This is a genomic window from Helicobacter sp. 23-1048 (genome assembly GCF_053654545.1).
In genome coordinates this window covers 593913-607937 of record NZ_JBSIUT010000001.1, presented here as the reverse complement: position 1 = coordinate 607937, position 14025 = coordinate 593913, and the positions used below count along the sequence as shown (strand labels likewise).

Genomic DNA, 14025 nt, shown 5'->3' with positions numbered 1-14025 from the left:
ATGATTACATTTCAACCTATAGATTTAGAATCTAAAGATATTTTTACCCATTATTTAGCGCGAGATTCCCTCGTGCTTTCGGATATGAGTTTTGCGAATTGCTTTATTTGGCGTAATGCGAGGGATATTTGCTTCGCGCAGGTGCAAGATTGCCTAGTGATACAAACGCGCTATGAGGGCAAAAATCCCTACATTTTCTACCCCATAGGCGATGGTGATAAGCAAGGCGCGTTAAAGATGTGCAAGGAATTCTACGCACAAAATAACCTCGCGCTTGAAATCCACGCACTTAATGCTACCCAAGCAAAGCACATTCACGCGGAGTTTGGCATACAGCCACAAGAAAATAGAGATAGATTTGATTATGTCTATAATGTGCCTGAACTTATCACGCTAAGTGGCAGAAAATATCACAAGAAAAAAAATCATCTCAACTTTTTCTTGCAAGAGCATAAGGACTTTGTGTTTGAGGAGATTTCTACACACAATACAAAGGAAATTATGCAAGTAAATGATAAGTGGTTTGAGGCAAATCCTAACAAAACAGAGGGGTTAAAGTTTGAGAATTTGGGCATAAATGACGCGCTAAGATTCTATGATGAGTTGGGATTAAAAGGTGGGATAATCCGCGTAAATGGCAATATAGAAGCCTTTAGCTTTGGTGAGGTTTTACACGGGGATTTGGAGGGCAAAAAAGTCGCACTTATGCACATCGAAAAGGCAAATCCGCAAATTAGAGGCATCTATCAAGCAATCAATCAACAAGTCCTAGAGCACTGCTTTGCTGAATGTGGCTTTGTCAATCGGGAGGAAGATTTAGGCATAGAGGGCTTAAGAAAGGCTAAGCTAAGCTATCAACCCTGCGCGTTGTTAGAGAAATTTGAAGTTGTGATTAAGTAATGCACGATAACACGCAAGATACACAACCAGATATACGCAATGAATACCTTGTGCTTAGGGCTTCGGCTGGTAGTGGTAAAACCTTTAGCCTAGCGTTGCGCTTTGTGTATTTGCTCTGCAAGGGAGCGAAGGCGTGGGAGATTCTCACGCTGACATTTACCAAAAAAGCCTCTAATGAAATGCGTAGTAGAATCCAAAAAAATCTAAAAAATCTCTACACAGATTCTCTGCACGGCACACTTACGAGCAACGATACCTTTGTATCTTTACAAGCAAATGGCATAGATGAGGAATTTATCAAGCACAACATTAAGAGAATCTATACTCAATTTATGCAAACCCGCCCAAAAATCACTACCATTGATTCATTTTTTTATAGCATTTTACAGAAGTTTTGCTGGCACGCTGGAGTGAACAATGCCTTTGAAATAAGCGAATATGACAATATGGCTCTATATGAGCGATTTGCACAATGCTTAAGCCAAAATGAGCGCAAAAGCATAGCAAAATTTTGCTCTGTCAATGATATGCGTATAGAAGATTTTTTAGGTTTTGTAAGTAAATTTAGCGAGCAAAAGCACGCATTAAGGCAAACAGAGCAAAAAACAAACCTAAAAGAAGTGAAAAATAGCATAGATTCCATAATGGAGCATTTGCGCCAAGAAATTGCCACAAAGCCAAATATCAAGCAAGAAGCTATCAATGCGCTCACTTATGATACAATCGAAGACATAAGCAATAAAACTTGGTTAAAAAAAGAAACACCCTTTGAATTTAGAGGCTTTAAGAATAAAGGGTTAGAATATCTTACCAATGACTTTAACGCACTCAAAAAGCTTTTATGTGTGTATTATCAAATCAAACAAAATGCTATATTTACGCAAGTACATACCTATATTGATAAGTTTTGTAGTATTAAGCACGACTTTTTACGCCAAAAAAATATCCTCACGCACGAAGATATTACACGCAAAGTGCATAATTTATTGCACTCAAACATTGATAGGGATTTTTTTTATTTTCGTCTTGATGAGAGGATTATGCACATTTTGCTTGATGAATTCCAAGATACAAGCATTATCCAATACGAAATCTTGCGCCCGCTTATTGAGGAGATTCTCTCTGGCAAGGGGAGAATTGATGAGCGAAGTGTGTTTGTAGTGGGCGATGAAAAACAAAGCATTTATAGCTTTCGTGGGGCATTTGTGGAAGTGTTTAATGCGATTCAAAAAGCACCATTTATCACACAGAGTTTAAAAAAAAATTACCGCTCCAAAAGCAACATTGTTGATTATATCAATGAAGTTTTTACGCCACAATATCCTCACTATATCACCCAAGAACTTCCCAGCACGCAATCGAGCAAAGAGGGATTTATAAGTGTCAAAGAATATGAAAAATTTGATGAAGAATCTGTATATGAAACGCTTTGTTACTTGTTAGAAAATGGTGTAAATCAAGATGATATAAGCATTTTAGTATGGAAAAATGATGAAGTGGAGCGTATAAAAGATTTTTTAAAAGCTCAAGATTCCTCTCTTAATATCATCGCTGAGACCACAAAAAACTTTTTTGATGTATTCCCTTGCAATGTGCTCATACAGGCACTCAAATACCAAAGCACACAGCAACAAGAACACAAAAATTTCTATACAAAAAATATCGCAAAATTGCTTGGCAAGGGCATTATGGAATCTGTATCTTTGCCAGAGTATAAGGGAAATATGGGGCAATATGTGTATGAAGTGATAGAATCTTTTTCACTTGGATGTGCGATGAGCGCGAGATTCTTAGAGAAAGTATGCGAATATGACAAGATAGAGGAGTTTTTAGCCTCATATCAATCACTTGAAGTCTCCGCACCAAAAGAACACTTAAATGGCATAAAAATTATGACTATCCACAAATCAAAGGGCTTAGAATTTGAGCATTTGATTGTGTGTGATGGCTTTGGTAAAAAAAAGGGAGATACAAACAAATTTATCCCACAATATGAGAGTATTACCCTTAAAGATATGTATTTTAAGTTTGATGGGCGAGAAAATGTCGATGAGGACTACAAGCAAATCTTAGAATCTTATGAACAAACAAAACGAAACGAATCAATCAATGTGCTTTATGTCGCGCTTACTCGTGCTAAAAGCTCTCTTTGCATTCTCAAAAAGCAAAAAAGCTCTCAACTCGAAACACTCAATCTAACGCCCACACAAATCGGCACACTCTCAAGCAAAGACACCTCACAAAAACAATCGCACGAAAGCCAATATATCGCACTGCAAAATCTAGGCAGGCAAGAAAATTTTGTCCGCAACCAAAAAGAATCTAGTGAATTTAATGTTGCAAGCATAATGTTTGGAAAGGCTTTGCATAGCTATTTTGAATATTACTTTGGAATGAAAGAAACGCATTTGCCAACGCTTTGGCACATTATGCAAAACCTCTATGGATTCTCACTCTCACAAGATATGCGCCAAATCGTGCAGGGCAAGTTTGAGCGCGCATTAGCAAATCCACATTTACAAACCATACTCTCTAGTGGCACGGTATTTAGTGAGGTTTCTTATTTGTGTCAAAACGAATTCTACCGCATTGACGCGCTCATATTTACACAAAAAGAAATTATCGTGCTTGATTACAAAAGCTCTAAAGAGCCAAAAGAGGAGCACTTCACCCAAGTAAAAAAATATATGGATTTTCTTGCGACACTCAGCACCAATCCCATTAAAGGCTATCTCATCTATCCATCAGCGCAAGATATATGTGTAGAAGTCATATAAGTGTGTTACTTAGAGAATCTTAGGCTAGTGTTGCAAGCCCAACAATGGCTTTACATCACTAAAGGCTTGCTCTAGCCATTCGCACGCTATCTTTTTGCCTGCCTTGCAGTCTCTATCGGCGATTTGCAAGTGCAATGTAGCATACATTTTTGTCTTATCACTATTTTGCTTCGCACCTTGTGTGCCTGTGTGGTATGCGTGTGCGAGATTCCCACAGCCCAAGAAACTCCCTAACTCACAAGCCCTCTGCCAATGTCTTATCTTATTATCCTCCACTTCTCCTAGCGATACACACGCGGGAGCATATCCACGCTCACAGCTTTTGGCTAAAATTTCCTTGCCTTTGGTGTGTATATCTTTATTTGCATTTATCGCACCTCTAAGGTAAAACTCCGCTTCCACCACGCAATGTTTAGCACTTCCACGCTCACAAGAATGTGCGAAACTCTCAACGATTGCTTCGCATTTTTGTAATGAACCTTTGGGCGTTTTTTTGACACATTTGCCAAACTCCGCAAGTTTGTCATCAAACTTCACGCTTTTAATGAGCTCTATTACTTCCCAATCACTGCTTGGTTGTTGCATTTTTGTCGCAGTGGCTTTGTGCCAGCAGGAATTAAACAAAACCCCCAAACATACTAAAATCATCAATGCGAGCATTCTTGTCATTTATCATTCCTTGCTAAATCTCAATGTTGGACTTTACTCTCCGCTCATTGCCTCGCTTTGGGCGTGGGTGATAAGCGGGTCGATTACAGAATCCAAATTGCCAGAGAGCATAATCTCTTCCAAACTATACAAAGTAAGGTTAATTCTATGGTCGGTTAGGCGGTTTTGCGGGTAGTTATAAGTGCGGATTCGCTCGCTCCTATCGCCACTACCCACTTGCTCTTTGCGGTTTGCGCCTTCCGCCTTTGCTTTGTTCTCTAGTTCCATTTCATAGATTCGCGCTTTTAAAATCTTCAACGCCTTATCTTTGTTTTTGTGCTGGGATTTTTCATCTTGCATAGAGACAGAAATGCCTGTGGGGATATGCGTTACGCGCACCGCTGAATCGGTAGTATTGACACTTTGCCCGCCGTGCCCACCACTGCGAAACACATCGATTTTTAAGTCATTTGGGTTGATATTCACCTCCACATCATCGACTTCGGGCATTATGGCAATCGTTACAGCGGAGGTGTGGATACGCCCTTGAGATTCTGTCTCTGGGACGCGCTGGACGCGGTGTGTCCCGCCCTCAAATTTAAGCCTGCCATACACGCCCTCACCCTTGATAAGCGCGATGACTTCTTTGTAGCCACCGACATTATTTTCGCTTGAGCTTATGATTTCGACTTTCCATTTGCGTAAATCCGCGTAGCGACAATACGCCTTAAACAAATCGCCCACGAAGATTCCCGCTTCATCGCCTCCCGTGCCTGCGCGGATTTCTAAAAATACATTTTTATTGCTATTGGGGTCTTTGGGGATTAAGAGGATTTTGATTTGGGATTCTAGTTGCTCTTTGGTGCTTTCTAGCGATTTTAGCTCCTCTTTGGCAAGTTCGCCTAGCTCTTTGTCATCTAAAAGTGCCTTATTTTCGTCAATTTGGTGCAAAATCTCAATGTAGCGTTTCGCGCTTAATGCGATTTCCTCCAAATCACTTTGCTCTTTGCTTAAAGTTTTAAGTCTAGTAATGTCGCTTAGCACCTCTTGACTTTGCAAAAGAGTGCTAATCTCATCATAGCGAGCGATAATAGGCGTGAGCTTTTGTGTGAGCATAAGTTGCGCCAAGCAATGAAAATCTTATGCTCGTTATTTTGTAGCGATTTTTTTTACGCCAGCATTGAGGCGGGAAACTTTTCTAGCAGCGGTATTTTTTTTCAAAATTCCCTTGCTTACGAGCTTATGGATTTCTTTGTTCGCTGTTTTAAAAAACTCCTGTGCCTTAGCGACATCTTTGCTATCAATAGCCTCTCTTAGGCTTCTTACCATATTTTTAAGCTTGGTCTTGTAATAGCGGTTGCGCTCGGTTCTTGTCTTTGTTTGTCGGATGCGTTTTTGTGCAGATTTATGATTTGCCATTGAATTTAATCCTTTTATAAAAAATTTTAAGGCAAAATTGTGCCAAAATTTCAATTAAATGAAGTTTAAATCGCCTCTTATTTTGTAAAATTTATAACACATTAAGGAGAGAGTATGAGCAAAAAGGCAGATACAAGGGTTTTTGGCACTGATGGCGTGAGAGGAGAAGCGGGGAAATTTTTGACACCAAACTCTGTCATTCGCTTAGGGCAAAGTGCGGGAATCTACTTCCACCAAAACACACAAAGCACGAGCAATAAGATTCTAGTCGGCAAAGACACGCGCCGTAGTGGTTATATGATAGAAAATGCACTTGTATCAAGCCTCACTTCTGTGGGTTATGATGTGATTCAAATTGGTCCTATGCCTACGCCCGCAGTTGCTTTCCTCACGCAAGATATGCGCTGTGATGCGGGGATTATGATTTCTGCAAGCCACAATCCCTTTGAAGATAATGGGATAAAATTTTTTAACCATTTGGGATTTAAACTTGATGTAGATTCCGAAAAAGAGATTGAAAAAATCTATTTTAACGATGATTTGCTCAACTCCTCATTAAAAAGTGGCTTAGAGATTGGGAGCTCAAAGCGCATAGATGATGTAGTCGGTCGCTACATCGTGCATATCAAAAACTCTTTTCCCAAACATTTAAGCCTTAAGGGAATGCGTATAGTGTGTGATTGCGCTAATGGTGCGGCGTATAAAGTCGCACCTACGATATTTAGTGAGCTTGGAGCTGATGTGATAGTCATCGCCGATGAGCCAAACGGGCATAACATTAACGAGCAATGCGGGGCGATGTATCCGCAGATTCTCGCTGAAGAGGTGCAGAAATATCGTGCAGATATTGGATTTGCGCTTGATGGCGATGCGGATAGGCTCGTGGTAGCTGATGATAAAGGCGAAGTAGTCAATGGCGATAAACTACTTGGTGCGCTCGCACTCTATCAAAAGCAAAATAACACCTTGCAAGGCAATAAAATCGTAGCCACTACGATGAGTAATCTTGCGCTAGAGGAGTTTTTGGGCTCGCACGATATAGAGCTTGTGCGCTGTGGCGTGGGCGATAAATTCGTCATAGAATCATTACAAAAGCAAAACTTAAACTTTGGCGGGGAGAATAGCGGGCATATCATTTTTAGCGATTATGCTAAGACAGGGGACGGCTTAGTAAGTGCCCTGCAAGTGCTCGCCTATCTCAAGCAGACAGGCAAACCCTCACATATCGCGCTTAATCCCTTTAAGCTCTATCCAAGCGAAATGTGCAATTTAAGTGTGTCCAAAAAGCCGCCATTAGAGCAAATCTCTGGGCTTCAAACGCTCCTAGATTCTATCACACAATCAGGCAATCGCCACCTCGTGCGCTACTCTGGCACAGAAAATAAACTAAGAATCTTAATCGAGGGCAAAAATGCCAAAAGCATAAAAGCACAAATGAGCGAGTTAAAAGCCCTCCTCTCTCAAAATCTCGCCTAAATTATTAAGAGACATTATGGACTTTAAAGAAGTGATAGCAAGCATAAAATCCGCAAGCCACAATCTTGGAATGAAAAAGTTTGTGATTCTTACCACGATTGCGTTTGTCGTTTTCACACTCGACCAAGCCATTAAACTTGCCTTTATTGCGGGTTTTAACTTTGAGTGCGAGGCTTTTACACTTGGTAACGCCCAAATGTATAACGCCCTCGTGTATAACACAGGTGTAGCGTTCTCACTCTTTGCCTTTCTTGGCGAGTGGTTGAAGTTTATTCAAGTGCTCTTGCTTGTCGCGCTCTTTGCCTTTACGCTTTTTGGAGGATTATTAGCACAGCATTCTATCGCCTTTGGGCTTATATTTGGGGCAGGGGCAAGCAATGTGTTTGATAGATTTATCCGTGATGGCGTGGTGGATTATGTGTATTGGCATTATGGCTTTGAGTGGGCGATTTTTAACTTCGCCGATGTGATGATTGACTTAGGTGTGGGCATTATCATTCTTCAAATGATTCTTGCGAAGAAAAAGACTGATATAATGAACTAAATATATAAAAACTTACATATTTTTACAAAATTAGTAATGGATTTCATTTACTTTTTATTTACCTTTCTGTTTATAATTTCTCTCGTGCTTTGTCATACAAGGCAGGCACAAAATTTTAATACGAGTTCATTATGAACAAGTCAGTATTTTCAGTGCTCTTAGTAGCGATGTTAGGAATGTGCTCACTTAATGCAGGTGAGACAATCTCACAAGAACCTGCAACAAGCTTGCAAAAACAAGATATGGAATTGCTTTTTGGAGCGAATGCAGATGCGAAAGATTTAAATGTCGCTGTGCTTAGCGAAGAAGAGCTTAAAGGGGTTCAAGGTGAGTTTTGGAAAAAAGTGCTAGACTTCATTAGTGATAAAATTTTCCGTGAAATGGGCGGATTTCTAGGAAATGGTATTGGAGAAACTAGATATTAAAATTGGCTCTAAATTTTGCCTAGCTAGCCTTAAGTAAAATGTTTAAGGCTAGTTTTATGGATATTGCATTAAATTATATGTTAAAAATTTTTTTATATAAAACAAAAAAATTAAATAAAATATAACCTAAAAATATTGACATATTAAAATTTTTAACATATAATTTTTTTGTGCTTTGTCATACAAGGCAAGCACAAAAAATCCATTTTATAAGGAGTAAAAAATGAAAAAGTTTGTAGCTTTTTTATTTGTAGGTATGTTGAGTGCTTCAGTGCTTAGCGCAAATGAAGTGCGAACTCAACAAAGTGTAAGTGGCTTACAAAGCCAAGATGTAGAGTTTCTCTTTGGAAACAATGTTAAAGCTAGTGATTTAAATATCGCTGTGCTTAGCGAGGAGGAGTTAAAAGAAACTCAAGGTGAATTTTGGGGTTTTGTTGGACAAACTTTTGCAAGTTGGGGATTAAGTAAGATTTTTGATGAAATCTTTGATGATATTTTCAAATAAGCCAAAGTTTTACACTGCTAATTGCCTCTATGAGAATCCTCTCATAGGGCTTTTGTGTTTAATTGCTTTTAATAAGGAGTTACAATGTCAAACAAAAATACACTCTCAAAATTTCTTGCCTTTCTAGGCGCAGTAACTTTAGGATTCTCTATCAGTAATGCTGCGACAAACGATACAACCAATGTGATTCTCTCTAAACAAGATTGCTTTGAGCGAATCTGTGAATGGACAAATATAGGAATCGGTGGAGCGTATTATAACGCAAATGGTGAAAATGCTAGCATTAGTGGGTATGCTGGATATGTATCACTCTTTGGCAAAGTCGCACTAAAGCAACGACTGCAATTTGGGGCAAATATCGCAATAGGTGGTGGGAATAGCGACCTTAGCGGAAGCGCATTTCCTAACGGGGCTAAGAGCAATGCCAACTTAATGGTGTTTGATTTCGCGCTCAAAGCTGGGGCAAATATCACAAGCAAAGAATCGCCAATCTTTATCAATATTTTAGGTGGGCTTGATATGTATTCTACAAACAAAGAGGAGAGAAAGTTCCAACGCTCTTTAGGACTTGCTGGGATAGAAATAGAGGGAGAGAAGCCCCTAAGTGCGAAACTTAGTGTAATGTATGGTGCTTCATATAGCTTTGTGGTTGCTGGGACTTATATACTTGATAAACAAAATACAAAAGCACAGATTCCATTTTCTACACAAAATTATGCCATTAGTGCCAATGTGGGAATCTCTTATGAAATTGAGAGGGGGATTTCTACCTTTGTGAGAGCTATTGGCAAATACCAACACTTAAATGCTTCGCAGACAATAAATGCAAACAATATCAATCTCTCTATGCCCGCTATAAATAACACGCAAGCAATGGTAGAGTTTGGGATAGGGTTTTAGAGAATCTCTCTTAAATACTACAATCGTGCATTCGCTAAAGTGAGGGCAAAGAGCGTGTTTATCCCGCTCTTTTGCAAGCACGCACGCGCTTCTTGCAGGCTTAAACCTGTGGTGATAATGTCATCAAAAAGTATGGCATTAGTCGTTGTGCGTGTTTGAGATTGATAGATGAAATTTCTTGGGTTATTTTTGCGAAATTCAAGGCTTTTGCCCGCATAACTCACGCGATTAGTCGCAATAAGCGCGTTATAAGCAGGAGAGAGATTTGCAACGCGCTTAGCAAACTCACGCACGATAATAGCGGTGTGTGAATAATACCCTCTAGGCTCATCATCAAGCCCCACTGCGAGCATAGATTCTGGAAGTTTATTATGCGCACTAAAATACTCCGCACACCTTTGACCAAGGATTGTAAAGATTTTTGATCCGATTACTTCGTATTTATATCGTAACAATATCTCCACTTCACTATAAGGATAAAAGCTATACACTCTAAGCCCACATTCTAGCGTGCGTGAGCTAGGCATTGGAGTAAGTGTATCAAGGCAGGTTTTGCATATTGGTTTAAGGCTAAGATTCTCACAGATAAGGCATTTCATAGTTTGGTTTGTATGAAGTTTGTGATTTGCTGGGTGATTTGCTCTTGTGGGAGGCTTGCTTGGATTTTTAGCGTGGGGATTTCTAGGAGTTGGAGGAAGTGAAGCATTTTACTTTGGGTTTCTAGCATATAGGGGATACCGCGTTGCTCGATTCTATCATTTGGTTTTTGGTTTAAGCGTGCACGCAAATCCTCCTCGCTCACCTCAAGGAGCACACTTGCATTGGGTTTTAAGCCCTGCAATGCGATGAAATTAAACTCCAACGCCTCTTTGACGCTCATATCGCGCATATACGCAAGCCCAGAAATAAAGCTCCTATCGCTTATCACCAGCTTGCCAGATTCTAAGTTTGGGCGCAACACTTCGCAATAATGCTGATTCCTATCCGCAAGAAATAAAAAAAACTCGCTCAAAGGTTGGAGATTTTTAGAATCTAAAAGGATTTCACGCACGCATTCTCCTAGAGAGCTTCCACCGGGCTCTTTGGTAAAAACCGCATTAAGAAACGATGTCTTTAGATTCTCAATTTGCGTGCTTTTCCCACAAGTATCCACACCTTCAAGCACCACATAAAAGCCATTTTTTGCCGTTTGGAACTTCACTTGCGTCCCTTATGCGCTAAGATATATTCATACACGACCTTTGGCACGAGATGAGCGAAATTATCACTATATGCGATAATCGAGCGCACCACTGATGAGCTGATAAAGGCATTTTGCAAATGTGGCATAAAATAAATAGTCTCTAAATCCTTATTAAGCGAATTGTTTGTATAGCCCATTTGGAGCTCATACTCAAAGTCGCTCACCGCACGCAATCCGCGCACCACCACACGAGAATCTTTACTTTTAGCAAAATCCGCCAACAAACACTCAAAGCCCTCTACCTCGACATTTGTCAAATCCTTAGTTGCGAGTTTGAGCATTTGGATTCTATGTTCAAAGTTAAACATAGGGTGTTTGCTCTCGTTTTTTGCCACAGCGACAACCACCCTATCAAAAATCCCTATACTACGCTTAATAATATCTAAATGCCCGTTTGTGATAGGGTCAAAAGTGCCCGGATAAATAGCGATTTTATTCATTCTAACCACCAATAAGAGTTTTGCCTAATTTCTTACAATTATAGCAAAATCTCCCACATAAATAAACAAGGATAAAGTGAAATTAAGCGCAGTGGTTTTGGTGGCATTTATATCAATAAAATAAAATTGCACTCGATTCTCCTCAATCTAAAAACACAAAGGACATCAAATGAATGATATGCAAAAAACCCATATTTTACAAACGGCGAAAAATATCGCAATTTTGGGGCTTAGCCCTGATGATGGCAAGGCGAGTAATATCGTGGCGCGTTACTTAATCGCGCAGGGCTATAATGTCATTCCCATTTATCCGCGTTTGCCAGAGGGTGGCGAGATTTTGGGGCGTAGGGCGTATGCGAGTTTGCAAGAGGCGTTTAGCGATGAGTCATTGCGCGATAGTTGCGGACAGAGTGGCACAATCGATATTCTTAATGTGTTTCGCAAAAGCGAGGCGTTAGAAGCGGTGGCAAGCGAAATCCTCGCGCTAAAAAATGCGCCAAAATGCGTGTGGGTGCAGTTAGATTTACACAATGCAAAGGCAAAAGAGAAGTTGCAAAACGCGGGGATTGCGTATGAAGAGGATTCGTGTATAAAGTTGGAGCACGCACGACTTTTGAGGTAATTTGTGTGAATTTGCTTAAATCTCGTGCGTAAATACTATGAATCTCAAGTCATAACCCCAAAATTTGCGCGTGAAATTTGTGAGATTCTATTCATCGCGGGATTGAGAATCTATATCCACTTCACCTACCCCATCAAAGAAATCTATCATAGGCACTTCTAGCGCGTGGGCTATGCGGTAGAGTTGCTCTAGGTTGAAATGTATGCCATTATATCCACTCTCTGCACCAGAGACAAGCGAGACAGACTTGTGCCCGATACTAAGAGCTAAATCAAGCTGTGAGATTCCCCTCTCTTTACGGATTCTTGCGACATTACGCGCGATTTTAGTGTGGAAAAGATAAATACGCTCGGCACTAAGAGGTCTGCGCTCCAATTTATTCGCATTTGAAAGTTTTGCGTGATTCTTCATAAGAGGACTCCATTATTATAGATTTTTAGAGTATATGCGCTTTAGATTTTATTTTCACTCTATTATAATAGTTTGTAAAAAAAAAACAGACATAAGGTAGTATTTCGCTGTTTTACAATTCAACATAAAGGAGCTAAAATGTATAGCAAAATGTTTAAAATCAGTGTGGCTTGCGCTTTTGCGCTATTGTTGGGCGGGTGTTCGCAAAACTTGGCTAAATTTTCTGTCGTTTCTACGGGCAATGTCTCTCTTGCAGAAAAAAGCGAAAAAGGTGATTATGTAGAAGGTAAAGATTGCATTCACGAGGTGCTTTTCTGGTCTTTGGGCAATAGATTTAATCGTGTAAGTGGCGCGGTAGGCAAAGCCCTTGAAAAAGCGGCTAAAAAAGGACAGCCTGCAGATGCGCTTGTAAATGCTGACATACGCGCAAGCTATTGGTCAATATTCTTTTATGGGCGAAACTGCATAATCGCAAAAGGACAAGCTACGGGCATAAAATAACCCAACACAATGCCACTTTGCTAGAATCTAGATTCTAGCAAAGCCTAATAATCTCCATTCACTCCAAGCGCATTCAACTCTTTTAAAAGATAAAAAGTTAAATTTTTGTGTAATTTTATATTTTTGGTGTGAAATTACGCCCACAAACTCCCCTCGTTAATGCAAATCATATAATGTAGTGGAATCTAGAAATATACAAGGAGAGGATATGAGTTTTATCGACAACATTAAGGCAAAGGCAAAAGCTGACATTAAAAAAATCGTGTTGCCAGAGACGAGCGATATGCGCACGCTTGAGGCGGCTAGCGCGATACTAAAAGAGGGCTTTGCAGAAGTGATTTTGGTAGGCGATGAGGCGGATATACATACACGCGCAAAGGACAAGGGCTTAAGCGTGCAAAAAGCGGAGTTTATAAACCCCGCTACTAGCCCGCTTTTAGAGGAGTTTATCGCGCTTTTTGTGGAATTACGCGGGGCAAAGGGAATGACAGAATCTAGCGCGAAAGAGTTGTTGCTCAATAATCCGCTGTATTTTGGCGTAGCATTGGTGCGAAGTGGCAAGGCTGATGGAATGGTTGCAGGTGCGATAAATGCGACTTCTGATGTGCTGCGAGCAGGGCTACAAATCATCGGCACGGCAAAAGATTCTAAAATCGTCTCAAGTTTTTTTGTGATGGTCGTGCCACATTGTGATTTTGGGCTAAATGGGACTTTTGTCTTTGCAGATTGCGGGCTAGTGCAAAATCCTAGCGCAGAGGAGCTCGCCCACATTGCCATTAGCTCGGCAAAAAGCTTTGAATCTCTCACAAAAACCACGCCTTTTGTGGGCTTGCTAAGCCACTCCACCTATGGCAGTGCCAAGCACGATGATGTTACCAAAGTAACGCAAGCGCGTGATATTGCCAAAAGCCTCGCGCCAAATATCGCTATTGACGGGGAATTACAACTTGATGCGGCTATCGTGCCAAGCGTGGGAGAATCTAAAGCAAAAGGCTCAAATGTCGCAGGCAAGGCAAATGTGCTGGTGTTCCCTGATTTAGATTCTGGAAATATCGGGTATAAACTCGTGCAACGGCTCGCAAAAGCAGAGGCGTATGGTCCTATCACGCAGGGAATGGCAGCCCCAATTAACGATTTATCGCGCGGGTGCAGTGCGGAGGACATCGTAGGCGTAGTCGCGCTCACCGCCCTCCAAGCACAAGGCAATAAATAGA

At 40.5% G+C, this 14025-nt stretch carries 17 protein-coding genes; 10 read left to right on the top strand and 7 right to left on the bottom strand.

Annotation, left to right across the window (positions count from 1 at the left end; genetic code table 11):
* Entirely contained in the window at window positions 1–900 is a 900-nt protein-coding gene (locus ACWIWK_RS03045; RefSeq protein ID WP_454150720.1) for a DUF2156 domain-containing protein, read from the top strand.
* Window positions 900–3677 (top strand): RecB-like helicase, encoded by a 2778-nt coding sequence (locus tag ACWIWK_RS03040; RefSeq protein ID WP_454150718.1) that lies wholly within the window; start codon window positions 900–902, stop codon window positions 3675–3677. Before ACWIWK_RS03045 ends, ACWIWK_RS03040 begins: the two co-directional genes overlap by 1 nt.
* A gap of 24 nt (window positions 3678–3701) precedes the next feature.
* Here the strand turns inward: ACWIWK_RS03040 and ACWIWK_RS03035 are convergent, their stop codons facing one another.
* Genes ACWIWK_RS03035 through rpsT form a run of 3 tightly spaced genes read right to left on the bottom strand, consistent with a single transcriptional unit; the run spans window position 3702 to window position 5744 of the window.
* Window positions 3702–4346 carry a hypothetical protein gene (locus tag ACWIWK_RS03035; protein WP_454150716.1) on the bottom strand — a complete coding sequence of 215 codons (645 nt, stop codon included), beginning with the start codon at window positions 4344–4346 and terminating at the stop codon, window positions 3702–3704.
* Between the two features lie 33 nt (window positions 4347–4379).
* Window positions 4380–5441: a peptide chain release factor 1 gene (gene prfA, locus ACWIWK_RS03030; protein WP_454150714.1), complete on the bottom strand. Its 1062-nt coding sequence runs from the start codon at window positions 5439–5441 to the stop codon at window positions 4380–4382.
* Window positions 5442–5474: 33 nt separating this feature from the next.
* Complete coding sequence (gene rpsT, locus ACWIWK_RS03025; RefSeq protein ID WP_454150712.1) at window positions 5475–5744, bottom strand: 30S ribosomal protein S20; 270 nt, start codon at window positions 5742–5744, stop codon at window positions 5475–5477.
* A gap of 114 nt (window positions 5745–5858) precedes the next feature.
* Between rpsT and glmM the strand changes: the two genes are divergently transcribed.
* From glmM to ACWIWK_RS03000, 5 genes are all read left to right on the top strand, one after another.
* Entirely contained in the window at window positions 5859–7220 is a 1362-nt protein-coding gene (gene glmM, locus ACWIWK_RS03020) for a phosphoglucosamine mutase (protein WP_454150710.1), read from the top strand.
* A 70-nt stretch (window positions 7221–7290) separates the two neighbouring features.
* Window positions 7291–7764, top strand: a complete 474-nt coding sequence (gene lspA, locus ACWIWK_RS03015; RefSeq protein ID WP_454152014.1) for a signal peptidase II — start codon at window positions 7291–7293, stop codon at window positions 7762–7764.
* Between the two features lie 131 nt (window positions 7765–7895).
* Window positions 7896–8189 (top strand): hypothetical protein, encoded by a 294-nt coding sequence (locus ACWIWK_RS03010; protein WP_454150708.1) that lies wholly within the window; start codon window positions 7896–7898, stop codon window positions 8187–8189.
* A 223-nt stretch (window positions 8190–8412) separates the two neighbouring features.
* Window positions 8413–8694, top strand: coding sequence for a hypothetical protein (locus ACWIWK_RS03005; protein WP_454150706.1), 282 nt, complete (start codon window positions 8413–8415; stop codon window positions 8692–8694).
* Window positions 8695–8778: 84 nt separating this feature from the next.
* Complete coding sequence (locus tag ACWIWK_RS03000; RefSeq protein WP_454150704.1) at window positions 8779–9594, top strand: hypothetical protein; 816 nt, start codon at window positions 8779–8781, stop codon at window positions 9592–9594.
* A gap of 17 nt (window positions 9595–9611) precedes the next feature.
* On the opposite strand, the gene ACWIWK_RS02995 is transcribed toward ACWIWK_RS03000, so the two are convergent.
* Genes ACWIWK_RS02995 through coaD form a run of 3 tightly spaced genes read right to left on the bottom strand, consistent with a single transcriptional unit; the run spans window position 9612 to window position 11277 of the window.
* Entirely contained in the window at window positions 9612–10193 is a 582-nt protein-coding gene (locus ACWIWK_RS02995) for a ComF family protein (protein ID WP_454150702.1), read from the bottom strand.
* A complete protein-coding gene (tmk, locus tag ACWIWK_RS02990) occupies window positions 10190–10795 on the bottom strand; it encodes a dTMP kinase (protein ID WP_454150700.1) in 606 nt (201 codons plus the stop codon). Before tmk ends, ACWIWK_RS02995 begins: the two co-directional genes overlap by 4 nt.
* Window positions 10792–11277 (bottom strand): pantetheine-phosphate adenylyltransferase, encoded by a 486-nt coding sequence (gene coaD / locus ACWIWK_RS02985; protein ID WP_454150698.1) that lies wholly within the window; start codon window positions 11275–11277, stop codon window positions 10792–10794. Before coaD ends, tmk begins: the two co-directional genes overlap by 4 nt.
* Before the next feature lie 169 nt (window positions 11278–11446).
* Here coaD and ACWIWK_RS02980 point away from each other — a divergent pair, with 169 nt between their 5' ends.
* On the top strand, window positions 11447–11899 hold the full coding sequence (locus tag ACWIWK_RS02980; RefSeq protein ID WP_454150696.1) for a CoA-binding protein: 453 nt from the start codon (window positions 11447–11449) through the stop codon (window positions 11897–11899).
* An 87-nt stretch (window positions 11900–11986) separates the two neighbouring features.
* Here ACWIWK_RS02980 and ACWIWK_RS02975 read toward each other — a convergent pair whose 3' ends face one another.
* Window positions 11987–12310: a helix-turn-helix domain-containing protein gene (locus ACWIWK_RS02975; RefSeq protein ID WP_454150694.1), complete on the bottom strand. Its 324-nt coding sequence runs from the start codon at window positions 12308–12310 to the stop codon at window positions 11987–11989.
* Between the two features lie 138 nt (window positions 12311–12448).
* Between ACWIWK_RS02975 and ACWIWK_RS02970 the strand changes: the two genes are divergently transcribed.
* Together ACWIWK_RS02970 and pta are read left to right on the top strand one after the other, a co-directional pair.
* Window positions 12449–12811: a hypothetical protein gene (locus ACWIWK_RS02970; protein WP_454150692.1), complete on the top strand. Its 363-nt coding sequence runs from the start codon at window positions 12449–12451 to the stop codon at window positions 12809–12811.
* A 208-nt stretch (window positions 12812–13019) separates the two neighbouring features.
* Window positions 13020–14024 (top strand): phosphate acetyltransferase, encoded by a 1005-nt coding sequence (gene pta / locus ACWIWK_RS02965; protein WP_454150690.1) that lies wholly within the window; start codon window positions 13020–13022, stop codon window positions 14022–14024.
* Window position 14025: the final 1 nt, after the last annotated feature.